Below are 23,182 nucleotides of genomic sequence, written 5' to 3'. Positions count from 1 at the left end.
TTACCACCCTGGCAAACATGATCCATATCAATTACTGACCTATACTCCTTTGTTAGTATTTTTTCAGACAACTTCAGGAGTAAGTTAGTGTGAAAACTGACAACCCTTTTAATCTTTTATTACCCGCCGCGATGGCAAAAGTGGCCGAAGACGCGGGTATCTATAAAGCAACCAAACATCCTTTTACGACCTTCTTTCTGGCAATAAACGCCGGCGTATTTATCTCAATCGCATTCGTTTTTTATATTACAGCGACCACCGGTAGCGGCGCGATGCCCTATGGCATAGCCAAACTGATTGGAGGTATCTGCTTTTCACTCGGCTTAATGCTGGTCGTGGTATGTGGTGCCGACCTTTTTACCTCTACTGTACTAATCGTTGTCGCCAAAGCCAGTGGCCGCATCAGCTGGGGACAGCTGGCCCGCAACTGGATTAACGTTTACGCCGGTAACCTTGCAGGTGCACTCTTCTTTGTCGCCCTGATGTGGTTTGCCGGACAGCACATGGTCGCGAATGGCGCCTGGGGATTGAATGTCCTGCAAACCGCCGACCACAAGATGCATCACACCTTCATAGAGGCGGTTTGTCTGGGTACATTAGCCAATCTGCTGGTCTGTCTCGCCGTCTGGATGAGTTACTCAGGCCGCACCCTGACCGATAAGCTGGTCGTGATGATTCTGCCTGTTGCGATGTTTGTCGCAAGCGGTTTCGAACACAGTATCGCCAACATGTTTCTTATACCCTATGCCATTGCTATTCGTGACTTCGCGACACCTGAATTCTGGCAGGCAGCTGGCACCACGGCGGCACAGTTTCACTCGCTGACCCTCAGTAACTTTATTATCGACAACCTGATTCCCGTGACCATCGGAAACATTATCGGCGGCGGCGTTCTGGTTGGGTTGACCTACTGGGTTATCTATCTCCGTAAAGGTGACCAGGTTCATTAAACGCATTTTTGACGGCACAGGAAGTTGGCTGTGCCCGACCGTAAAGTCTCCTCATATAAGGCAGGTATATTATGACCGAACTTAATGCAAAACTGGCTTCAGCATGGGAAGGATTTGCTGAAGGCGAATGGCAGAATAGCGTCAATGTGCGCGACTTCATTCAGAAAAACTACACCCCATACGAAGGTGACGAGTCATTCCTGGCGGGTGCCACCGAAGCGACCACCAAACTGTGGGAAAGCGTGCTGGAAGGCATCAAAATTGAGAACCGCACCCACGCGCCAGTCGACTTCGACACCGATCTCGCCTCAACCATTACCTCGCACGACGCGGGTTACATCATTAAGCCACTGGAAAAAATTGTTGGTCTGCAGACCGAAGCGCCATTAAAACGCGCCATTATTCCTTATGGCGGCATCAAAATGGTCGAAGGGTCATGCAAAGTGTATGGCCGTGAACTCGACCCTTCACTGAAAAAAATCTTCACCGAATACCGCAAAACGCACAACCAGGGCGTGTTCGATGTTTATACCCCGGACATTTTGCGCTGCCGTAAATCAGGAATCCTGACCGGCCTTCCTGATGCTTATGGCCGTGGCCGTATTATCGGTGACTATCGTCGTGTGGCGCTGTACGGCATCGATTTCCTGATGGCGGATAAATTCGCTCAGTTCGCCTCACTGCAGGAAGATTTAGAGAATGGCGTTAATCTGGAAGCGACCATTCGTCTGCGTGAAGAGATTTCTGACCAGCATCATGCGCTGGCCCAGATTAAAGAGATGGCAGCAAAATATGGCCATGACATCTCCGGTCCGGCTACCAATGCGGTTGAAGCAGTACAGTGGACTTACTATGGCTACCTGGCTGCAGTTAAATCACAAAACGGTGCTGCCATGTCATTTGGCCGCGTCTCAACCTTCCTTGATGTTTATATCGAACGTGACCTTAAAGCCGGTAAACTGACTGAAGAGCAGGCACAGGAACTGATTGACCATCTGGTGATGAAACTGCGTATGGTTCGCTTCCTGCGTACACCTGAATATGATGAGCTGTTCTCAGGTGACCCAATCTGGGCAACAGAATCCCTGGCAGGTATGGGCGTTGATGGCCGTACCCTGGTCTCAAAAAGTACGTTCCGCTTCCTGAATACCCTCTACACCATGGGTCCTTCACCTGAGCCGAACATGACCATCCTGTGGTCAGAAAAACTGCCGATTAATTTCAAAAAATATGCCGCTAAAGTCTCTATCGATACCTCATCTTTGCAGTATGAGAACGATGACCTGATGCGTGCTGATTTCGACAATGATGACTACGCAATCGCCTGCTGCGTGAGCCCGATGATTGTCGGCAAACAAATGCAGTTCTTTGGCGCACGTGCCAACCTGGCGAAAACGCTGCTCTACGCAATCAACGGCGGCGTGGATGAAAAGCTGAAAATGCAGGTTGGACCGAAAGGCGACAAAATCAGCGACGACGTACTGGATTTCGACACCGTCATGGAGCGTATGGATCACTTCATGGACTGGCTGGCAAAACAGTATGTGACTTCGCTGAACATCATTCACTACATGCATGATAAATACAGCTACGAAGCGGCGCTGATGGCCTTACATGATCGGGATGTCTACCGCACCATGGCCTGTGGTATCGCGGGTCTCTCCGTCGCTGCGGATTCACTTTCTGCCATTAAATATGCCAAAGTGAAACCAATTCGTGACGAAGATGGTCTGGCCATCGACTTCGATATTGAAGGCGAATATCCGCAGTTCGGTAACAACGACTCACGGGTAGATGACCTGGCCTGCGATCTGGTTGAACGCTTCATGAAGAAAATTCAGCAGCTGAACACCTATCGTAATGCCGTGCCGACGCAGTCTGTTCTGACCATTACTTCGAACGTGGTATATGGTAAGAAAACCGGTAACACACCAGATGGACGTCGCGCTGGCGCGCCGTTTGGACCAGGTGCTAACCCGATGCATGGTCGTGACCAGAAAGGTGCAGTTGCCTCGCTGACTTCCGTCGCGAAACTGCCGTTTGCCTATGCAAAAGATGGTATCTCTTATACCTTCTCAATCGTACCAAACGCGCTGGGTAAAGATGATAACGTGCGGAAAACCAACCTTGCCGGTCTGATGGATGGTTACTTCCATCACGAAGCCAGCATCGAAGGCGGTCAGCACCTCAACGTTAACGTTATGAACCGTGAAATGCTGCTGGATGCGATGGAACATCCAGAGAAATATCCGCAACTGACCATTCGCGTTTCCGGTTACGCTGTGCGCTTTAACTCACTGACTAAAGAGCAGCAGCAGGATGTGATTACCCGAACCTTCACTAAGTCACTGTAATTACTGCTCTACCTGATAAAAAAGGCTCCTCGCGGAGCCTTTTAATTAAAAGTCTGTTCTGGTGGTCATCTCCATCAAGGTTCCCACCAGAATCGATTTCCTGCCCTGAGCGCAACAGAGATTGCGCCGTCTGTCCCGGCAGACTTACTGGAGAAAACATCGCAATGTCAGTTAACGGTCGTATCCACTCATTTGAATCCTGCGGCACCGTCGATGGTCCCGGTATCCGTTTTATCACCTTCTTCCAGGGCTGCCTGATGCGCTGCCTCTACTGTCACAACCGCGACACCTGGGATACGCACGGTGGCAAAGAGATCAGCGTCGAAGCGCTGATGGCGGATGTGCTCTCCTATCGCCATTTTATGAACGCCTCTGGCGGCGGCGTCACGGCGTCGGGTGGTGAAGCCATTCTTCAGGCTGAATTTGTGCGCGACTGGTTCCGTGCCTGTAAGGCCGAAGGTATTCATACCTGTCTCGACACCAACGGCTTCGTACGCCGCTATGATCCGGTGATCGATGAACTGCTCGACGTTACCGACTTAGTGATGCTCGACCTGAAACAGATGAATGACGACGTGCATCAGATTCTGGTGGGTGTCTCCAATCACCGTACGCTGGACTTTGCCCGTTACCTGCAGAAAAAAGGCAAACGGACATGGATCCGTTTTGTCGTGGTGCCCGGCTATTCCGACGATGATGACACCGCGCATCGGCTGGGGGAATTCACGCGTGATATGGAGAACGTTGAGAAGATTGAATTGCTGCCCTATCACGAACTGGGTAAGCATAAATGGATTGCGATGGGTGAAGAGTACAAGCTGGACGGGGTGAAGCCACCAAGCAAAGAGACAATGGAACGCGTGAAAAACATTCTCGCCAGCTATGGCCACGAAGTGATGTACTGAAGAATCTGCCACAAAAAAAGGGAGCTTAACGCTCCCTTTTTGCTGTTCAGCGATCAGGCATGTGCCACTGGCGTAGCCTGATGATTCGCTTTGCGCAGCAGCATCACCAGATAAATCAGCGCCACAGCAGCGATCATCACGAACAGTAGCTGGTCAGAATAATTTTGCATCAGAACAGAGGTCATTGCCGGTCCAGCCAGACTGCCCACGGTATAACTCATCAGCAGTGCCTGATTCATCGCTACCAGTTCATGATGTGCGACCGTCTCGCAAGCCCAGGACATCGCCACCGGATAGAGTGTGAAGCCTGCCAGTCCCAGAACAAATAGCGCTGGCGCCATCGCAGCATTGGTTAACATGGCCATCGCACCCAGGATAACTACAAAGACCTGGACTCGCAGCACCAGCATGCGACCAAAACGATCGGCCAGACGGCCAATGGGCCACTGGCCCACAATGCCTGCGCTGACCAGCAACGCCATCCAGTAACCCACATTGGCATCACTCATTCCCTGATGTGACAGGTAAAGCGGCATCAGGCCATAAAGCGAGCCCAGAAGGATGCCAGAGATAATGCAGCCATTGATGCCCAGGCGTGAGCTACGGCGACGCAGCATCGGCCAGATGCGGGCCGGAGCGGCTTCTGTCGCTTCACCGCTGGCGGAGACGCGAGTAAAGACCAGCGGCAGCACGGCGCAGAAGACCAGCGACGTCACCCACGGAATCACGCTGAGTAATTCCGTAGACAGTTTGCTGACCAGCAACTGGCCTGTCACGGTGCCGATGTAATAGACAACCATATAGGCCGCCAGCAGCTGTCCCCGATTACGTACCGTTCCGCTGCACAGAAGTGCGCTCTCAACCACCACCCACATCAGCGCACAGCCGACACCGGCGATGAAACGCATTGAACTCCATGCCCAGAAACCCGACATCATCGCCAGGCACAGAGTTGCGACGGCAAACATCAAGGTAGCCAGGTAGTAGCTGCGGTTGAAGCCGTAATGCCTGATTAACCAGCCAGCCAGCAGAGTTCCTGCGAGATTACCGGTGTAATAGGAGGAGCTTACGATGCCCACCTGCCAGGTTGTCAGTAAGTCATGCGTCAGCCATAGTGGAACGAGCGTATTCAGCACGGCAATTGCGACCGTCATTAACATCAGGCCGCAAAGCAGCAATATCACGGGGCGTGACCAGGTTGACATAGGGGATAGAAACCAGAGCAAATGAAGGAAATTGCGCGCAGTTTGCCACTGGCTTTTTTAAAGTCAATGGGCGAATTTCAACGGCAGCACATTTTGCTGTGCGACAATTTAATTTACTAATCTTCAGTGGGTTACAATCGTAAGAAGCGGCAGGTCGTTAAATGCTATCTCTATGAAAAATTAGGTTTTTAGCCATTCCGGCCTGACTGATATCGATAACGTTTATTTGTGATTAAAATGAGGTCTGACAAAACAGTTTTTCCGGAGCAATAACATAAAAAAACCCGGCCATGGCCGGGTTCAGAGAGTCACTATTGCTTAGCCGATAATTTCGACGCCATTCATATAGGGGCGTAAAACCTCAGGCACAGTGATGCGGCCATCTTCCTGCTGATAATTTTCCAGCACTGCCACCAGGGTACGGCCTACGGCCAGCCCTGAGCCATTCAGGGTATGAACCAGACGCGGTTTCTTATCCTGTTTGTTGCGGCAACGCGCCTGCATACGACGCGCCTGGAAATCACCCATGTTGGAACAGGATGAAATTTCACGATAGGTATTCTGCGCCGGTAGCCAGACTTCCAGATCGTAAGTTTTAGTCGATCCAAAGCCCATATCGCCGGTGCAGAGTAAAACCTTACGATATGGCAGGTTCAGCAGCTGCAGCACTTTCTCAGCGTGACCGGTCAGCTCTTCCAGGGCATCCATTGACTGCTCCGGCGTGACGATCTGCACCATCTCAACTTTGTCGAACTGGTGCATACGGATCAGGCCACGCGTGTCACGACCGTAAGAACCCGCTTCAGAACGGAAGCACGGCGTATGCGCAGTCAGTTTAACCGGCAGGCTATCCTCTTCGAGGATCTCATCACGCACCAGGTTAGTCAGCGGCACTTCTGCGGTAGGAATCAACGCATAGTTGCTGCTGTCTGACTCCTCTTCCAGCGGACGGGTGTGGAACAGGTCTTCGCCAAACTTAGGCAGCTGTCCGGTACCGTAAAGCGTTTCGTGGTTAACCAGATAAGGCACGTAGGTTTCAAGGTAGCCATGCTGCTCGGTGTGCAGGTCAATCATAAACTGACTCAGTGCACGGTGCAGGCGGGCAATCTGCCCCTGCATGACCACAAAGCGTGAACCGGTCAGTTTCACGGCAGACGCAAAATCCAGGCCTTTAGCCGCTTCACCCAGCTCAACGTGATCTTTAACCGGGAAGCTGAACTCGCGCGGGGTACCCCAGCGGCTCACTTCCTGGTTTTCGCTGTCATCTTTGCCCAGCGGCACTTCATCGGCCGGAATGTTCGGCAGTGCCAGTGAGAAGTCACGGATTTGATTCTGCAGTTCATCCAGTTCTGCTTTTGCGGCATCCAGGCGTTCGCCCAGCGCGTTCACTTCCTGACGCAGCGGCTCGATGTCTTCCCCACGTGCTTTGGCCTGACCGATGGATTTGGATCGGGAGTTACGCTCTGCCTGCAGATTTTCTGTTTCCACCTGCAGCACTTTGCGACGCTCTTCAAGCGAACGCAGCGTTTCCACATCCAGTTTGTATCCCCGGCGTGCCAGTTTTTCTGCGACTGCGTCTGGCTCGTTACGCAGCAGATTGGGATCGAGCATGCTTATCCTGTGTATAAAAAGTTGGTTGAAAGAAGGGACGCATTCCAGCGGAATGCGTTGAAAACATTGCCCACATTACCGTAACGTCTGTTTCAGCGGTAGCGTTTTGTCGGGCTATTTTGATCCTGCTCAGCCAGCCAGCTTAGCTTTTCACCAATCTTGCCCTCAAGCCCGCGCTGGGTTGGGGTGTAATAGCGCGCGCTGGCCAGTTCCTGCGGAAAATAGACTTCACCCGCGGCATAGGCGTTGGTTTCATCATGGGCATAACGGTACTCTTTACCCAGGCCCATCTCTTTCATCAGCTTAGTCGGGGCATTGCGCAGATGTTCCGGCACATCGTAATCGGGATGGTCGCGTGCATCACGCATTGCGGCTTTAAACGCGTTGTAGACCGCATTACTTTTAGGCGCGCAAGCCAGATAAACAATCGCCTGGGCAATCGCGCGCTCCCCTTCTGCCGGACCGACGCGCGTGAAGCAATCCCAGGCCGCAATTGCCACCTGCATACCGCGCGGATCGGCATTGCCGACATCTTCGGAGGCAATAGCCAGCAACCGACGAGCCACATAGAGCGGATCGCCGCCCGCAGTGATAATGCGCGCATACCAGTAGAGCGCCGCATCCGGTGCGGAGCCGCGTACCGATTTGTGAAGTGCAGAAATCAGATCGTAAAAACGATCGCCTTTATTATCAAACCGCGCGGATCGCTCACCAGAGACTTCGTTAAGCAGCTGCGGCGTCAGTTCTCGCTGACCTGATGCGGTGATTTCGGCCATATCAGCCATCATCTCCAGCGTGTTCAGCGCCCGACGTGCATCACCATTAACCAGTTCAGCGATCATCCTGCGTGTGTTGTCCGGCAGCACGATGTCACTGTCCCCATAGCCTCGCGCTTTATCCTGCATCGCCTGATCCAGCACCTGCTCAATATCTTCCAGAGTAAGTGATTTCAGCAGGTAAACGCGGGCGCGTGACAACAACGCAGAGTTAAGTTCAAAAGAGGGGTTTTCGGTGGTCGCACCAATAAAGGTAATGGTGCCATCTTCGATATGGGGCAGAAAGGCATCCTGCTGGCTCTTGTTGAACCGATGGACCTCGTCCACAAACAGGATCGTGCGCCGCCCGGCATGTTTATTCTGACGGGCCCGCTCAATCGCCTCACGGATCTCTTTTACGCCGGAGGTGACGGCCGAAATACGTTCCACATCGGCGTTACCGTAATGGGCAATGATCTCAGCCAGCGTGGTCTTGCCGGTCCCGGGAGGTCCCCACAGGATCATTGAATGCAGGTGCCCTGCTTCAATCGCGCGCGGCAGAGGCTTGCCTGCGCCCAGCAGATGTTGCTGACCAATGTACTGTTTCAATGTTTCTGGCCGCATACGCGCGGCCAGAGGTTTGAAATTTTCGGTGGAAAAATCCAGGGACAGGTTACTCACCGTGACCTCACTGACGTTGGTCGTCCACCGTCACGCCTTTTGGCGGTGTGAACGTGAATTTATCCGGGCTGATAGCGCCATTCTGCTGGCTTTTCAGCTGGTAATCGCTGCGCTGGCCATCCTGCTCGATAGCACTGAAGCGGTTGATGGTCCCGCTGGACGTCACCTGGATGGTGAACTGTTTCAGGTTGCCGTCGCTGTTCTTAGGTGTCAGTTCAAAATTGTCACCCTGCTGTTTGATATTGTACTGCTTCCAGTCATTTGACTGGTTGCGGGCAATCAGCATAAAGGGCGTGTTGCTGGTCGCATTCTGCAACAGGCTGACTGTCGCCTGCTCAACAAACGGGTTGTAGAACCACAGCGATTTACCGTCGGAGATGATGATGCTTTCGTCCGGCGCGGTCATGTGCCAGTTAAACAGGCTGGGACGTTTTACCCACAATTCGCCTTCGCCGTCCTGCACATTCGCGCCGCTGCTGTCGGTCACTTTTTGGGTGAAGCTGGCGTGGAAGCTGCTGACCTTGTTCAGGCGCTGTTGCAGATCACTGGAAGCATCAGCCAGAACGCTGGCTGATGAAAAGGTGGCCAACAGGCCCAGAGCGATTACGCGTAATTTCATCTGCTTCAATTCCTTATTTAAACGTTCCCATCGATAACTGCATTAAGCCTGGCCGCCGTTCCGCCATCAGAACAGAGGAAAAAACCGAAAGCTGATTCAGATATGGGGTTTAACCGCATAAAAACAATGAGCCAGTCGGAACTGGCTCATTGCGTTGTGTTTCAAAACATTTAGCCACTACATATCGTGTGGCGGTGGCGACAGCACTTCACGGTTACCATTGTGTCCTGGTGCAGAAACGATGCCCTGCGCTTCCATCTGTTCAATGATACGTGCCGCGCGGTTATAGCCAATGCGGAACTGACGCTGAACGCCTGAAATCGACGCACGGCGCTTATCGACCACAAAACCGACCGCCTGATCGAACAGCGGATCGAGCTCTTCATCACTGTCGATGCCACCGGCATTTTCGCTCTCTTCGCCCGCCGTAATGCTGTCGATATATTGCGGACGACCACGCGCTTTCCAGTCCTGAACCACTGCATGCACTTCCTGGTCACGAACAAACGCACCGTGAACACGAATCGGCAGCGAGGAGTTCGGCGGCATGTAGAGCATGTCACCCATACCCAGCAATGACTCCGCGCCGCCCTGATCGAGAATGGTACGTGAATCAATTTTGCTGGAAACGGTAAAGGCGATACGCGTCGGAATGTTCGCTTTGATCAGACCGGTAATGACATCCACGGATGGACGCTGTGTCGCCAGTACCAGATGGATGCCGGCAGCACGGGCTTTCTGTGCCAGGCGGGCAATCAGCTCTTCCACCTTTTTACCGACTGCCATGATCAGGTCAGCAAACTCATCGACCATCACAACAATATAAGGCAGCTTCTCCAGAACCGGCGGCGTCATATCCATGCTGTCGCCCGGCTTCCAGAACGGATCGGGAATCGGACGACCCATCGCTTCGGCCTGTTCCACTTTTTCGTTGTAGCCCGCCAGATTACGCACGCCCAGCGCCGACATCAGCTTGTAGCGACGCTCCATTTCACCGACGCTCCAGCGCAGCGCATTGGCAGCATCCTTCATGTCTGTGACCACTTCGGTCAGCAGATGCGGAATACCTTCATAGACCGACAGCTCAAGCATTTTCGGGTCGATCATGATGAAGCGAACTTCTTCCGGCGTCGCCTTATACAGCATGCTGATAATCATGGCGTTCACGCCCACAGATTTACCGGAACCGGTGGTACCGGCGACCAGTAAGTGTGGCATTTTCGCCAGATCGGCCACCACCGGCTGACCGGCAATATCTTTACCAAGCACGACCGCCAGCGGTGAAGGGTTGTCGCGGAATTTAGGGCAATCCAGCACTTCACGCAGATAGACGGTCTGACGATGCTTGTTTGGCAGTTCCAGACCTACGTAAGGTTTGCCTGGGATCACTTCCACCACACGAACCGCTACCGTCGACAGCGAACGCGCCAGATCGCGGGACAGATTGGAGATACGCGCAGCTTTAACGCCTGGTGCCAGGTCGAGTTCGAAACGGGTAATAACCGGGCCAGGCGAGATACCGACCACCTCCGCTTTGACGCGATAATCGCCTAAGCGCGACTCCACCAGACGGGCAGTCTGCTCCAGCGAGAACATATCAACCGGCTCTTCCTCTTCAGGCGGTGCGGTCAGCAGATCCAGCGAAGGCAGTGGCGTGGAGGGTTTCTCCAGCGGCTGCTCATGGCGCATCAGGAATGGATGAATCAGGCTGTCATGCAGTGAAGGTTTCGCCTCTTCCACCGGCTGAACAGGCGCTGCCGCTGGCGTGCCATAGCCAGGCGCAGCGTAAGCCGGAACCTGAGGAGCCGCCGCAGGGGCACCATAAGCGGGTGCAGAGGTTGCCGCAGGCGCAGCATAGTCAGGTTCAGACGGTGCTGCCGGGGCGCTATAGGCAGGCTCTGCCGGGGCAAAGCTCGCTGGTGCAGGAACATGAGCCGGAGCCTGAGGTCTTGAAACCTCACTCACCTGCTGCCAGGGTTCGTGTGAAACCGCTGGGGCTTCAGGTTCTGGCGTCGCCGCAATGGTAAACAGCGGTTCAGAAGGACCGTCATCCACCAGATCTTTCATCGGTGAAAAATCAAACGCTGAGGCGGTATCAATATTGAATACCGGCTCTTTTTTCACTTCTGGCTCATAGCGCTGCTGTTGCTGCTCGGCGAACTGACGCGCCAGTGCATCCTGCTGCTGTGCATCCTGTTCATCTTCCTCGTCCTGCTGCCAGCTGGTGCCGTAACGCTGCTGCTGTTCAGACTGGAAAGCCTGTCGCAGTTCAGCCTGCTGCAACGCCTCTTCAGCATCCGGAGCAGAGGAAACGGAGCCAGCACTAACCGGTTCGGTCTCTTCCGTTTTCGCTTTCTCTTCTGCCATGCGCTGAGAAGGCAGCTTAATGCCATAAGAGGCCAGCTCACGACGGGTTGGCAGTTTTACCGGGTTAGGACGCGGCAGTGCCGGGCCGATACCTTGTTTAACCTGCGGATTGAGATTGGTTTCAGGGGCTAAATCAAAAACAGGCGCAGTACGCGTTGTTGCCTGGGCTGCCGTTGCAGCGGATGCCGCTGCCGCCGATGCCGCAGGGATGGCTGACGTATCCCGCCAGTTACCCATTTTAGGTTCATCATCGTCGTAAGCACTGAACGACGGCGTAGCCGGAGCGTCGTCTGGCATTTCAAAATGATAAAGCGGTGGTGAGTCTGCGGGTGCAGAAGCACTCTGCGCCGGGGAATTCGCCACACTCTGCGGAGCTGGCGCGCTCTGTGCGTACGCAGGCGCAGGTTGTGCAGACGGCGATGCAGGGATGGATGTCGCTGACGCGGCAGGCGCCGAAGCTGAAACCGCAGCAGCAGCAGCAGGTGCGGCGACAGGTGCAGGCGTCACCGTGGCTGCCGGGGCGAGGGTCACCTCAGCGGCTTCAGCGGTGGCCGCGACTGCCGCACTGGTGGCTGCTGCAGCTTTAGCCAGCAGCGGATCCTGTTGTGATGCCGCAGGCTCAGCAGCTGCACGTGGGGCAGAAAGCAGCACATCATCATCCTGATCGGCGGCATGAAGCTCAGGCACATCCGCGTATTCACGCGCGTCCCGCTCGTCATCCTCTTCCTGCCAGGGTTCATCGTGACGTGAGCGGTTGCTGGCAAACGTCAGTACGCCCATGACTACGCCACCAATTCTTTCTGCAATGGTGAGCCATGACCAGCCAGTGTAAAGGGTAATGCCTGCCGCCCAGACGCAGAGCAGCATCAGCGTGCCGCCAGCCGGACTGAACCAGGGTGCAATAGCATTACTGACCAGGCTGCCGATCACGCCGCCCGAGGCAAAGTACCAGATATCATCGGCGTTCAGCGCCGCCATACCACAGGTCGTCACCACCAGCGCGAGGACGCCAATTAAGCGCAGCCCGACGGCAAAGTAGTCAAAGTAGTCCTGGCTGTCGCGCTGACGGAAAGCAATCCAGCACAGACCCAGGATGACGGGCGGAATGGCATACGCCATCACACCAAAAATGAAGAGTAAGGTGTCAGCCAGCCAGGCACCGACGCTGCCGCCGATATTGTGGATAGGTTCATGCCAGGCCGTTTGCGACCAGCTCGGGTCGGAAGGATTAAAACTGACCAAAGAAACCATCAGGTAGATGGCAAACAGCGCCACCAGAATGAGCATTGCTTCCAGCAGACGACGTCCACTGCTCATCGATTGTAACGAAACGTCTTTATCTTCTGTATATTCCTGGCTCAAGAGGACTCTCCAGGTGCCTGTAAAGTAAGAAGCAACAGCGCCGGGCGAGCCCGACGCTGATCCTGTATGAATGCACAGGAGTGTACCGAAATCTCACAGGTTTTGCACCTGCCCCGCATCAGCGAGTTTTGATCACCAGTCGATTGCTCTGTTTAACCTCTTCCATCACCACATACGTACGCGTGTCGTTTACGCCCGGCAGGCGCAACAGGGTTTCACCCAGCAGCTTACGGTAGGCTGACATATCAGGTACGCGCGTTTTCAGCAGGTAGTCGAAATCGCCGGAAACGAGGTGACACTCTTGAGTTTCCTCAAGTTTTTGCACAGCGGCGTTAAATTGCTCAAACACATCCGGTGCACCACGATTCAGAGTAATCTCAACGAACACCAGCAGCGACGCATCCAGATAGTGCGGGTTCAACTGCGCGGTGTAGCCAAGAATAAATCCCTGACGTTCGAGACGACGCACGCGCTCAAGACATGGCGTAGGCGATAAGCCTACGCGTTTGGAAAGCTCTACGTTTGAAATGCGACCATCTTTCTGAAGTTCATTCAGAATGTTCCTGTCAATTCTGTCGAGGTCTTTCCCGGGGCGTTTCTTATTGTCTACCATTATTATTGTCTCTCTTAATTCCTTCCCTTTACCTGCCACGCCCTGAAAACGCTCATTGTTCGGGGCATTTCTGAAGTGAGCTAACAGAGCCTGTGTTCTGACACCTATCGATATGACGCATGTTGTCTGTCCACATCATGCGTCATTATCCATATCAGGCTGCTTTTATTCGGCGTTACGTGCAAAACGGGCGATGAAAACCTGTTTTGTTCCGATAAATGTTATTCGCTTCTGATAATGTTTTCGCAAAAGCGCAGGCGATTGTCAAAGTAAAATCACCAAATTCAGGACAAGATGCCAGACAGTCCGCTGGGTATCTGTTTTTAAATGACTATTTTTCCACTATTGCACCCTTCTAACCCGAGTTTTGCCCCCTTTTGGCGCATTGGCCAGGCAAAACCGTCGCTCATCGTCTACGCCGTTTGCAGCTATCGTTAACAAAATTGCCTAAGCCTTGTCATTGTCGCCGGATATTCCCTACAATCGCAGGCTATGTCAGCCGAATGAAACTGAGGAACGCATGAGTACGGCCAAACACAGTAAGTTACTCATTCTGGGCTCCGGCCCAGCGGGTTATACCGCAGCCGTTTATGCTGCACGCGCCAACCTGAACCCGGTACTGATCACGGGTCTGGAAAAAGGCGGACAGCTGACCACTACCACCGAGGTGGAGAACTGGCCGGGCGACCCGCACGATCTGACAGGTCCATCGCTGATGGAGCGGATGCATGAGCATGCCGAAAAATTTAATACTGAGATCATTTTCGATCACATTCACACCGTCGATTTGCAGAACCGTCCGTTCCGCCTCACGGGTGACAGTGGCGAATACACGGCAGATGCCCTGATCATCGCCACCGGTGCGTCAGCGCGCTACCTCGGTCTGCCTTCCGAAGAGGCCTTTAAAGGCAAAGGCGTCTCTGCCTGTGCAACCTGTGACGGCTTCTTCTATCGCAACCAGAAAGTCGCGGTGATTGGCGGTGGCAACACGGCTGTGGAAGAGGCGCTCTACCTGGCGAATATTGCGGCTGAAGTGCACCTTATTCACCGTCGTGACAGCTTCCGCGCAGAGAAGATCCTGATCGACCGCCTGATGGAAAAAGTGCGCAATGGCAATATCGTGCTGCACACCCATCGCACGCTGGAAGAAGTGGTGGGCGATCAGATGGGTGTCACCGGTCTGACGCTACGTTCTACCCAGAACAGTGATGAGACAGAAGCGCTGGAGGTGGCGGGTCTTTTTGTTGCTATCGGACATAGCCCGAATACGGCCATTTTTGAAGGTCAGCTGGCGCTGGAGAACGGTTACATCAAAGTTCAGTCAGGTCTGCACGGCAACGCCACTCAGACCAGCATCCCTGGCGTCTTTGCGGCAGGCGATGTGATGGACCATATCTATCGTCAGGCGATCACCTCTGCGGGCACCGGCTGTATGGCCGCGTTAGACGCTGAGCGCTTTCTTGACGGACTGGTTAAAAACGATCAGTAAGTTGTTAACCCTCTGATCTCAAATGTTCCAGGCGACGGTTTTTCCGTCGCCTTTTTTATTGCTCTCATGCTAGATTCTTGCGCCTGAAGAGATGGAAATGTCTTTCCATTTTCACCCGTCATCGACATTCATCATGGTCTCGCATGGACAAATCGCGGCAGCAGCATCTTACCCGCTGGCTTCGTCAGCAACGTCATTTCGCCGGTCGCTGGTTGCGACTCAACACCCTGCTGGGCATGGCAAGTGCACTTCTGATCATTGCTCAGGCGGGTTTACTGGCCTCGCTGCTGCAGGCTCTGATTGTTGACCAGCAGCCGCGTGAATCCCTGACTGTCAGCATCCTGCTGTTACTGCTCTGCTTTGTGCTCCGCGCCCTGATTAACTATGCCCGTGAACTGACCGGTTATCGTGCCGGACAGGCTATCCGTCAGGCTTTACGTCAGCAGGTATTAGACCGATTGTCTGATCTGGGGCCGGCGTGGATTCAGGGAAAGCCAGCCGGCAGCTGGGCGACGCTGCTGCTGGAGCAGATCGAAGAGATGCAGGAGTATTACGCGCGCTATCTGCCGCAGATGACCCTGGCGGTGCTGATCCCCTGCTGCATTCTGCTGACTATTTTTCCGCTCAACTGGACGGCGGGTCTGATCCTGTTTGCCACCGCGCCACTGATTCCGCTGTTTATGGCGCTGGTCGGGATGGGTGCGGCCGAGGCCAACCGCCGGAACTTCCTGGTGCTGGCCCGCCTGAGCGGTAACTTTCTCGACCGCCTGCGCGGCAGAGAGACGCTGCGGCTGTTTCATCGTGGCGCAGCGGAGCAGCAGGCGGTTGCCGCCGCCACCACCGATTTTCGCCAGCGCACCATGGAAGTGCTGCGCTTAGCCTTTCTCTCCTCTGCCGTGCTGGAGTTTTTTGCCTCGCTGGCGATTGCCGTGGTGGCCGTCTACTTTGGCTTCTCCTATCTGGGCGAATTGCATTTTGGTGATTACGGCCAGGGCGTGACGCTGTTGGCCGGCTTTCTGGTGCTGATCCTCGCCCCGGAGTTTTTCCAGCCACTGCGCGATCTCGGCGCTTTCTATCACGCCAAAGCCCAGGCTGTAGGCGGTGCCGATGCCCTTGAAGCCTTTATGCAGGCGACGCCTGCCACCGCGCCGCAGGAAGGCCAGTTGCCCTTCACTGCCGATCGCTCAATCGCACTTACCGCCGAAGATCTGCGTGTCTGTGCGCCTGATGGTCAGGTGTTGTGCGGCCCGCTCTCTTTTACTGTCGTCCCTGGCGAACAGATTGCGCTGGTCGGTCAAAGCGGGGCCGGTAAAACGGCCCTGATGAACGCCCTGCTCGGTTTTCTGCCTTATCAGGGTTCGCTGAAAGCGAATGGCGTTGAACTTCGCGATATACGACGGAGTGACTGGCATCAGCAGCTCAGCTGGGTAGGACAGAATCCTCAGTTACCGGCCGCCACCTTGCGCGACAATATCGTGATGAATGCGGCCTGGGATGACGAGCGTTTTGCGGCACTGCTGGAGTCGTGCGGCATTAATGAGTTCCTGCCTCGTCTGCCCGAGGGCATTGACACCCTGCCAGGCGATGGCGGTAATCAGCTGTCGGTGGGTCAGGCGCAGCGGGTCGCGGTCGCGCGCGCACTCTATAAATCCTCGCATTTTTTGCTGCTCGATGAACCCGCAGCCAGCCTGGATGCGCTCAGTGAACGTCATGTGATGCTGGCACTTAACCAGGCGGCAGCCCGCCAGACCACGCTGATGATAACCCATCAGATTGATACGCTAAGTCACTGGCAGACCCTCTGGGTAATGGAAGCCGGTAAGCTGGTGCAACAGGGTAACTGGCAGCAGCTGTCGCAACAGCCGGGTGCTTTCAGTGAGATGCTGAAGCATCGTCAACAGGAGATTCGCTGATGTCCGCCTTGCGTCCTTTTCTTCGTCTCTGGCTGCGCCACCCTTATCGCCTGGCGCTGGGCATCGTGCTGGCGATTGTTACCCTGCTGGCCAGCATCGGCCTGCTGACGCTTTCAGGCTGGTTTCTGGCCGCCTCGTCAGTGGCAGGCGTAGCCGGTCTCTATACCTTCAACTATATGCTGCCTGCGGCAGGCGTACGTGGCGCCGCCATCATTCGCACTGCCGCACGCTATGCTGAACGGCTGGTCAGCCACGATGCAACATTCAGGGTTCTTCAGCATCTGCGTGTCCACACCTTCAGTCGCCTGATGGCCCTTTCGCCGGGCCAGCTTTCGCGGTTCCGGCAGGCGGACCTGCTCAACCGCTTCGTGGCCGATGTCGATACGCTGGATCATCTCTATCTGCGCGTCATCTCGCCGCTGATCGGCGCACTGGTGGTGATTGTCGTGGTTACCCTCGGAATGAGCTTTATCGATCTTCAGCTGGCACTGACGCTGGGCGGCATCATGCTGAGTACCCTGGTGGTGATGCCAGCGCTGTTTTACCGTCTGGGATCGCCCGCAGGCGGCGCGATTGCCCGTGGGCGCGCCCGCTGGCGCTTACAGCTGATGCAGTGGCTGGCGGCTCAGGCTGAACTCACCCTGTACGGTGCCTCGCGGGGCTGGCGTCAGCAACTTGATGAAGATGAACAGCGCTGGCAGCAGGCTCAGAGCCAGCAACAGCGCTTGCAGGCTGCGGCACAGAGCCTGCTGCTGCTGATCAGCGGCGTAACCGTCACACTGTTGCTCTGGCTCAGTGCGGCGACAATCAGCCAGCAGCAGTTGCCCGGCTCGCTGATTGCCCTGGTGGTGTTTTGCGCGCTGGCTGCTTTCGAGGCGCTGGCACCAGTTGCGGGGGCCTTTCTGCCCATGTCACAGGTGATAAATGCCGCTCAGCGGGTCAATGACATTATCGATCAGTCACCCGCTATCACCTTTCCGGCAGATTCAGATGCCCGGCCAGGACGTCTCGCAGTCGATATCGATCAGCTCGACTTCAGCTATCCCGACCGCCCGGATAAGGTGCTGAACCGCTTTACCCTTAAGGTGGCAGCCGGTGAACACATTGCACTGCTGGGGCCGACCGGCTGCGGCAAATCGACTCTGCTGGCGCTGTTAACCCGTGGCTGGGATAGCCAGCACGGTGTCATCAGCCTGAATGACCTGCCGATCACCGCATGGTCAGAGCCAGCGCTGCGTCAGCGCATCAGCGTGGTGACTCAGCGGGTTCATCTCTTCAGTCAGAGCCTGCGTGATAACCTACTGCTGGCCTGTCCCGATGCTACTGATGAGCAGTTACGCCGCGTGCTGAATGACGTCGGCCTGCAGCGCCTGCTTGAGAGCCCGGAAGAATTAAACGCCTGGATGGGAGAAGGCGGTCGCCCGCTGTCAGGCGGCGAACTGCGTCGGCTGGCGCTGGCGCGTGCGTTACTGCATAACGGCGATCTCTGGCTGCTGGATGAACCCACCGAAGGACTGGATGCCACAACCGAGCAGCATATCCTCACCCTGCTGCAGCGGCTGACCGCAGGCAAGACCGTAATAATGGTCACGCACCGGCTCAGCGGCCTGGAGCAGATGGATCGCATCTGCGTGATGGATAATGGCGTGATTGTGGAACAGGGAAGTCATGCCGAATTAATCTCAAAAGCGGGTCGGTACTGGCGTTTCCGACAGCGGATTGCGCTATAGTCTTAGCGAAATGCTGATAGGTAACAAAACGCGATGAGACTGGTACAACTGTCACGGGAATCTTTGCAATTTCCTCCACCGGAGATGGCGCTGCGTGAGCCAAACGGCCTGCTGGCCATGGGGGGTGATCTCTCCCCTGCCCGGTTACTTAACGCTTATCAGCGCGGCATCTTTCCGTGGTTTTCTTCCGGCGACCCGATTCTGTGGTGGTCGCCCGATCCCCGTGCAGTGCTATTGCCTGAGCAGTTTCATCTCAGCCGGAGCATGAAGCGTTTCCACAGCCGTTCGCCCTATCGGGTGACGATGAATGAGTCATTTGCCGAGGTGATCGAGGGCTGTGCCACCGGTCGTGAGGAAGGCACCTGGATCACCTTTGAAATGAAGCGCGCCTGGTTGCGATTGTATGAACTGGGCCACGCCCACTCCATTGAAGTATGGGACGAACATCAGCTGGCAGGTGGCATGTATGGGCTGGCGATGGGGCAAATCTTCTGCGGCGAATCAATGTTCAGCCGTCAGCAGAATGCGTCAAAAACCGCACTTTGGGTATTTTGTCAGCATTTCCTCAGACATCAGGGCCGTCTGGTGGATTGTCAGGTACTTAACCCTCATACGGCCTCTTTGGGGGCGCACGAGATACCGCGCGCTGACTATCTGCAATATGTACAAAGCCTTGCGTGCCAGCCTGTCAGCGATGGCTGCTGGCAGACACAAACCCTTTTTTAGTCGCACAGAGATGTTTTGCACACATAAAGGCGTATTAAGTGGTATAATGGTCGAGTTTGGTATGTCGTCCGCGCTTCGCAATAACGAGCCGGAATTGCCAGGCTGGGAATCTCAACGCACTCTCGGAACTGTTTTCAATCGTGCGCGTGTAACCGGTTGATACAGATTCTTAGCCCGCTAATCCCCCGCAGACGTCACATAAACACCCTAATTTTACCGGATGCGCGCGACTGACGTGCACCCCGGCAAAGCGTTGGCAAAATCGCCGACGGTTCTTTACATAAATCGTTGAATTGGGCATTATCTTGCCGGTTCAACTGAAAGGTAGTACACCCAGAGGATTCGATGGCCAAAGAAGACAATATTGAAATGCAAGGTACCGTACTGGATACGTTACCTAACACCATGTTCCGCGTAGAACTTGAGAACGGACACGTGGTTACTGCTCATATCTCCGGTAAAATGCGCAAAAACTACATCCGCATCCTGACGGGTGACAAAGTGACCGTTGAGCTGACCCCGTACGACCTGAGCAAAGGCCGCATTGTCTTCCGTAGTCGCTAATTTGCAGTAATCTCATCGCTCTGCAATTTGCAGCGAAAAAAAAGGCCGGATTTTAATCCGGCCTTTTTCATATCTGCAGCAGGTGATTAATGCACCGTGCCTTCGGTTTTGCGTTTTTCAGCACTCAGGAAGTGATAGGTCAGTTCACCTTTCTCACGATCCAGCGCCACTGACACCGAGCCGCCATCCACCAGCGAACCAAACAGCAGTTCATTGGCTAACGGTTTCTTCAGGCTGTCCTGCACGGTGCGCGCCATCGGACGAGCGCCCATCGCTTTGTCGTAGCCTTTCTCAGCAAGCCAGTCGCGTGCTTCATCGCTGACTTCCAGCGACACGCCTTTGGCATCCAGCTGCGCCTGCAACTCGACAATGAACTTGTCGACCACCTGATGGATCACCTCTGGTGACAGGTGACTGAACCAGATAATGTTGTCGAGACGGTTACGAAACTCTGGAGAAAACATCTTTTTGATCTCTTCCATGGCATCGGTGCTGTTGTCCTGATGAATCAGGCCAATCGACTTACGTTCAGTCTCGCGGACACCGGCGTTAGTGGTCATGACCAGCACCACGTTGCGGAAGTCCGCTTTGCGACCGTTGTTGTCGGTCAGCATACCGTTATCCATCACCTGCAGCAGCAGGTTGAAGACATCCGGGTGTGCTTTCTCTATCTCATCCAGCAACACCACCGCATGAGGATGCTTAATCACTGCATCCGTCAGCAGGCCGCCCTGATCAAAGCCGACGTAACCCGGAGGCGCACCAATCAAACGGCTGACGGTGTGACGCTCCATATACTCGGACATATCAAAGCGCAGCAACTCAATGCCCAGCGCTTTCGCCAGCTGCACGGTGACTTCCGTTTTACCGACACCGGTAGGCCCGGCAAACAGGAAGGAACCGACCGGCTTACGATCCTGACCCAGACCTGCACGGCTCATTTTGATCGCTTCCGTCAGCGCCTCAATGGCGTTGTCCTGACCAAACACCAGCATCTTCAGACGATCGCCCAGATTTTTCAGCGTATCGCGGTCGCTTGCTGACACGCTTTGCTCAGGAATACGGGCAATACGGGCCACCACCGTTTCAATGTCAGAGACGTTGATGGTTTTCTTGCGCTTACTGGCTGGCATCAGGCGCGCTCGCGCACCCGCTTCATCAATCACATCAATCGCCTTGTCAGGCAGATGACGGTCGTTGATATATTTCACCGCCAGTTCCACGGCTGCGCGCACCGCTTTCGCGGTATAGCGCACATCGTGATGCGCTTCGTACTTGGTCTTCAGGCCATTCAGGATCTGCACGGTCTCTTCTGGTGAAGGCTCCGTGATATCGATCTTCTGGAAGCGACGTGCCAGGGCACGGTCTTTTTCAAAGATGTTGCTGAATTCCTGATAGGTGGTGGAACCCATCACCCGAATCTTGCCAGAGGAAAGAAGAGGTTTGATCAGGTTCGCAGCATCGACCTGGCCGCCGGATGCAGCACCCGCACCGATGATGGTATGGATCTCATCGATAAACAGAATGCTGTGTTCGTCCTGCTCCAGCTGTTTCAGCAGCGCTTTGAAACGTTTTTCAAAGTCACCACGGTACTTGGTGCCGGCTAATAACGAACCGATATCCAGCGAGTAGATCGTGCAGTCTTTCATCACTTCCGGTACATCGCCCTGCTCTATGCGCCAGGCGAGACCTTCAGCAATGGCGGTTTTACCCACACCCGACTCACCCACCAGCAGCGGGTTATTTTTACGGCGACGACATAGCACCTGAACGGTACGTTCCAGCTCTTTATCGCGACCAATCAGTGGATCAATACCACCGACGCGAGCAAGCTGATTAAGATTGGTGGTGAAGTTTTCCATACGCTCCTCCCCGCCTGCTTGCTCTTCGTTAACCGGATTTTCTGCGCCTGGCGCCTGGCCGGACTCATCTTTACGCGTACCGTGAGAGATGAAGTTCACCACATCAAGGCGGCTCACTTCATGTTTGCGTAGCAGATAAGCCGCTTGCGACTCCTGCTCGCTGAAAATGGCGACCAGCACATTCGCACCGGAGACTTCGCTGCGACCGGATGACTGGACATGGAAAACCGCACGCTGCAGGACGCGCTGGAAGCTAAGCGTGGGTTGTGTATCACGCTCCTCTTCGCTGGCAGGCAGCACGGGCGTAGTTTGTTCGATGAAGGCTTCGAGTTCCTGCCGCAGAGCCACAATGTCCACCGTACAGGCTTCCAGTGCCTCTCTGGCCGACGGGTTACTGAGCAACGCCAGTAACAGATGCTCGACGGTCATAAACTCATGACGGTGCTCACGCGCTCTGGCGAAAGCCATATTTAAACTGAGTTCCAGTTCTTGATTGAGCATTAGGCACCTCCCCCAATTATCGCCCTTACCTGTTTCCTATATGGAGACGGGTTCAGGCCTTTTCCAGCGTACACAGCAACGGATGATGATTTTCCCGTGCATAGTTGTTCACCTGGGCCGCTTTTGTTTCGGCGACTTCTGCAGTAAATACACCACAGATCGCCTTGCCGTGATAGTGAACTTTCAACATCAGCTGCGTTGCACGTTCAACATCATAAGAAAAGAACTTTTGTACAACGTCAATAACAAATTCCATAGGTGTATAATCGTCATTATTCAGAATGACTTTATACATAGAAGGCGGCTTTAACCCTTCACGTACTTTATCGTCGGCCAGATGTTCAAAGTTAAGCCAGTCGTTTGCGTTTGCCATAGTGTTCCGTTGAGATTTTGCTTTTAGCCTTTAAGTAGCTACATATTGAGAGTTTAACATGCCTGTCAAGCCGCATGCCGCTGCTGAAAATTTATTCAGAAATTCCCCTGCGCGACCTGCATCACAAAATTTGCAATAGCGTTAACTGCCTCAAATTTTGATGATTTTTTCCCCACCTGGCCCGGTGGTTTGCTTGACGTCAGCCGCGCTTTCTCTACATTCTAGCTGCACAGGCTGATTGAGTTTTAATCAAATCCGACTCACAGCTTCGATGACCTCACCTACTTATAAAATGTCTTGCGAGGGAAGTAAAAGCATGGAGACGGGCATAGTTAAATGGTTCAACAATTCCAAAGGCTTTGGCTTTATCTGTCCGATTGGCGGTGGCGAAGATATTTTTGCGCACTACTCCACCATTCAGATGGAAGGCTACCGCACGCTTAAGGCAGGCCAGCAGGTTCAGTTCGATGTCCACGAAGGCCCGAAAGGCAATCACGCCAGCCTGATCGTGCCGGTCGAGGTGCAGGCTGTGGCCTGACACATATCGCCTTTCTGAACAAAGACCCAAAAATGCCAGCCAGTGCCGCTGGCATTTTCCTGTT

17 protein-coding genes are annotated in these 23,182 nt (G+C 54.4%); 9 read left to right on the top strand and 8 right to left on the bottom strand.

Annotated features, from left to right (window positions below):
• The first annotated feature begins 89 nt into the window (after positions 1-89).
• From focA to pflA, 3 genes are all read left to right on the top strand, one after another.
• Positions 90-950 carry a formate transporter FocA gene (focA, locus tag LC417_RS07650; protein WP_010254939.1) on the top strand — a complete coding sequence of 287 codons (861 nt, stop codon included), beginning with the start codon at positions 90-92 and terminating at the stop codon, positions 948-950.
• Between the two features lie 71 nt (positions 951-1,021).
• Positions 1,022-3,304, top strand: coding sequence for a formate C-acetyltransferase (gene pflB / locus LC417_RS07645; protein WP_010254936.1), 2,283 nt, complete (start codon positions 1,022-1,024; stop codon positions 3,302-3,304).
• Positions 3,305-3,468: 164 nt separating this feature from the next.
• Positions 3,469-4,209, top strand: coding sequence for a pyruvate formate lyase 1-activating protein (gene pflA / locus LC417_RS07640; RefSeq protein ID WP_010254935.1), 741 nt, complete (start codon positions 3,469-3,471; stop codon positions 4,207-4,209).
• Between the two features lie 53 nt (positions 4,210-4,262).
• Here pflA and LC417_RS07635 read toward each other — a convergent pair whose 3' ends face one another.
• From LC417_RS07635 to lrp, 6 genes are all read right to left on the bottom strand, one after another.
• On the bottom strand, positions 4,263-5,414 hold the full coding sequence (locus LC417_RS07635) for an MFS transporter (RefSeq protein ID WP_010254932.1): 1,152 nt from the start codon (positions 5,412-5,414) through the stop codon (positions 4,263-4,265).
• 318 nt (positions 5,415-5,732) lie between these two features.
• A complete protein-coding gene (serS, locus tag LC417_RS07630; RefSeq protein WP_010254930.1) occupies positions 5,733-7,025 on the bottom strand; it encodes a serine--tRNA ligase in 1,293 nt (430 codons plus the stop codon).
• 92 nt (positions 7,026-7,117) lie between these two features.
• Complete coding sequence (locus LC417_RS07625; protein ID WP_033757131.1) at positions 7,118-8,461, bottom strand: replication-associated recombination protein A; 1,344 nt, start codon at positions 8,459-8,461, stop codon at positions 7,118-7,120.
• 7 nt (positions 8,462-8,468) lie between these two features.
• The gene (lolA, locus tag LC417_RS07620) at positions 8,469-9,080 is read right to left on the bottom strand and encodes an outer membrane lipoprotein chaperone LolA (RefSeq protein WP_003849334.1); all 612 of its coding nucleotides are present in this window, start codon (positions 9,078-9,080) and stop codon (positions 8,469-8,471) included.
• Positions 9,081-9,257: 177 nt separating this feature from the next.
• Positions 9,258-12,809, bottom strand: coding sequence for a DNA translocase FtsK 4TM domain-containing protein (locus LC417_RS07615; RefSeq protein ID WP_223565672.1), 3,552 nt, complete (start codon positions 12,807-12,809; stop codon positions 9,258-9,260).
• A 118-nt stretch (positions 12,810-12,927) separates the two neighbouring features.
• On the bottom strand, positions 12,928-13,422 hold the full coding sequence (gene lrp / locus LC417_RS07610; protein ID WP_006118610.1) for a leucine-responsive transcriptional regulator Lrp: 495 nt from the start codon (positions 13,420-13,422) through the stop codon (positions 12,928-12,930).
• Positions 13,423-13,942: 520 nt separating this feature from the next.
• Here lrp and trxB point away from each other — a divergent pair.
• The 5 genes from trxB to infA all read left to right on the top strand — a co-directional run bounded on the left by trxB (position 13,943) and on the right by infA (position 19,844).
• Positions 13,943-14,911: a thioredoxin-disulfide reductase gene (trxB, locus tag LC417_RS07605; protein ID WP_003849329.1), complete on the top strand. Its 969-nt coding sequence runs from the start codon at positions 13,943-13,945 to the stop codon at positions 14,909-14,911.
• Positions 14,912-15,054: 143 nt separating this feature from the next.
• Complete coding sequence (gene cydD / locus LC417_RS07600; RefSeq protein ID WP_158149440.1) at positions 15,055-16,824, top strand: cysteine/glutathione ABC transporter permease/ATP-binding protein CydD; 1,770 nt, start codon at positions 15,055-15,057, stop codon at positions 16,822-16,824.
• Positions 16,824-18,554 carry a cysteine/glutathione ABC transporter ATP-binding protein/permease CydC gene (gene cydC, locus LC417_RS07595; protein ID WP_223565671.1) on the top strand — a complete coding sequence of 577 codons (1,731 nt, stop codon included), beginning with the start codon at positions 16,824-16,826 and terminating at the stop codon, positions 18,552-18,554. Before cydD ends, cydC begins: the two co-directional genes overlap by 1 nt.
• Positions 18,555-18,587: 33 nt before the next feature.
• Positions 18,588-19,280, top strand: a complete 693-nt coding sequence (gene aat / locus LC417_RS07590; RefSeq protein WP_187507063.1) for a leucyl/phenylalanyl-tRNA--protein transferase — start codon at positions 18,588-18,590, stop codon at positions 19,278-19,280.
• Positions 19,281-19,625: 345 nt separating this feature from the next.
• Complete coding sequence (infA, locus tag LC417_RS07585; protein WP_002211347.1) at positions 19,626-19,844, top strand: translation initiation factor IF-1; 219 nt, start codon at positions 19,626-19,628, stop codon at positions 19,842-19,844.
• An 86-nt stretch (positions 19,845-19,930) separates the two neighbouring features.
• On the opposite strand, the gene clpA is transcribed toward infA, so the two are convergent.
• On the bottom strand, positions 19,931-22,207 hold the full coding sequence (gene clpA / locus LC417_RS07580) for an ATP-dependent Clp protease ATP-binding subunit ClpA (protein WP_010254457.1): 2,277 nt from the start codon (positions 22,205-22,207) through the stop codon (positions 19,931-19,933).
• Positions 22,208-22,259: 52 nt separating this feature from the next.
• A complete protein-coding gene (gene clpS / locus LC417_RS07575) occupies positions 22,260-22,580 on the bottom strand; it encodes an ATP-dependent Clp protease adapter ClpS (RefSeq protein WP_010254453.1) in 321 nt (106 codons plus the stop codon).
• Positions 22,581-22,896: 316 nt separating this feature from the next.
• Between clpS and cspD the strand changes: the two genes are divergently transcribed.
• Positions 22,897-23,118, top strand: coding sequence for a cold shock-like protein CspD (gene cspD, locus LC417_RS07570; RefSeq protein WP_154209695.1), 222 nt, complete (start codon positions 22,897-22,899; stop codon positions 23,116-23,118).
• Positions 23,119-23,182 lie beyond the last annotated feature (64 nt).

The organism is Pantoea sp. OVA07A, assembly GCF_019969975.1.
Taxonomy (GTDB): domain Bacteria; phylum Pseudomonadota; class Gammaproteobacteria; order Enterobacterales; family Enterobacteriaceae; genus Pantoea; species Pantoea agglomerans.
The sequence above is the reverse complement of the archived record's forward strand: the minus strand, read 5'-3'. Positions and strand labels throughout refer to the sequence as shown.

Bases quoted from the DNA above. Each gene is read 5' to 3' on its own strand.
- LC417_RS07635 (WP_010254932.1), bottom strand. From the start codon at position 5,414: ATGTCAACCTGGTCACGCCCCGTGATATTGCTGCTTTGCGGCCTGATG.
- pflA (WP_010254935.1), top strand. From the start codon at position 3,469: ATGTCAGTTAACGGTCGTATCCACTCATTTGAATCCTGCGGCACCGTC.
- cspD (WP_154209695.1), top strand. From the start codon at position 22,897: ATGGAGACGGGCATAGTTAAATGGTTCAACAATTCCAAAGGCTTTGGC.
- lolA (WP_003849334.1), bottom strand. From the start codon at position 9,080: ATGAAATTACGCGTAATCGCTCTGGGCCTGTTGGCCACCTTTTCATCA.
- cydD (WP_158149440.1), top strand. From the start codon at position 15,055: ATGGACAAATCGCGGCAGCAGCATCTTACCCGCTGGCTTCGTCAGCAA.
- pflB (WP_010254936.1), top strand. From the start codon at position 1,022: ATGACCGAACTTAATGCAAAACTGGCTTCAGCATGGGAAGGATTTGCT.
- serS (WP_010254930.1), bottom strand. From the start codon at position 7,025: ATGCTCGATCCCAATCTGCTGCGTAACGAGCCAGACGCAGTCGCAGAA.
- clpA (WP_010254457.1), bottom strand. From the start codon at position 22,207: ATGCTCAATCAAGAACTGGAACTCAGTTTAAATATGGCTTTCGCCAGA.
- aat (WP_187507063.1), top strand. From the start codon at position 18,588: ATGAGACTGGTACAACTGTCACGGGAATCTTTGCAATTTCCTCCACCG.
- clpS (WP_010254453.1), bottom strand. From the start codon at position 22,580: ATGGCAAACGCAAACGACTGGCTTAACTTTGAACATCTGGCCGACGAT.
- infA (WP_002211347.1), top strand. From the start codon at position 19,626: ATGGCCAAAGAAGACAATATTGAAATGCAAGGTACCGTACTGGATACG.
- lrp (WP_006118610.1), bottom strand. From the start codon at position 13,422: ATGGTAGACAATAAGAAACGCCCCGGGAAAGACCTCGACAGAATTGAC.
- cydC (WP_223565671.1), top strand. From the start codon at position 16,824: ATGTCCGCCTTGCGTCCTTTTCTTCGTCTCTGGCTGCGCCACCCTTAT.
- trxB (WP_003849329.1), top strand. From the start codon at position 13,943: ATGAGTACGGCCAAACACAGTAAGTTACTCATTCTGGGCTCCGGCCCA.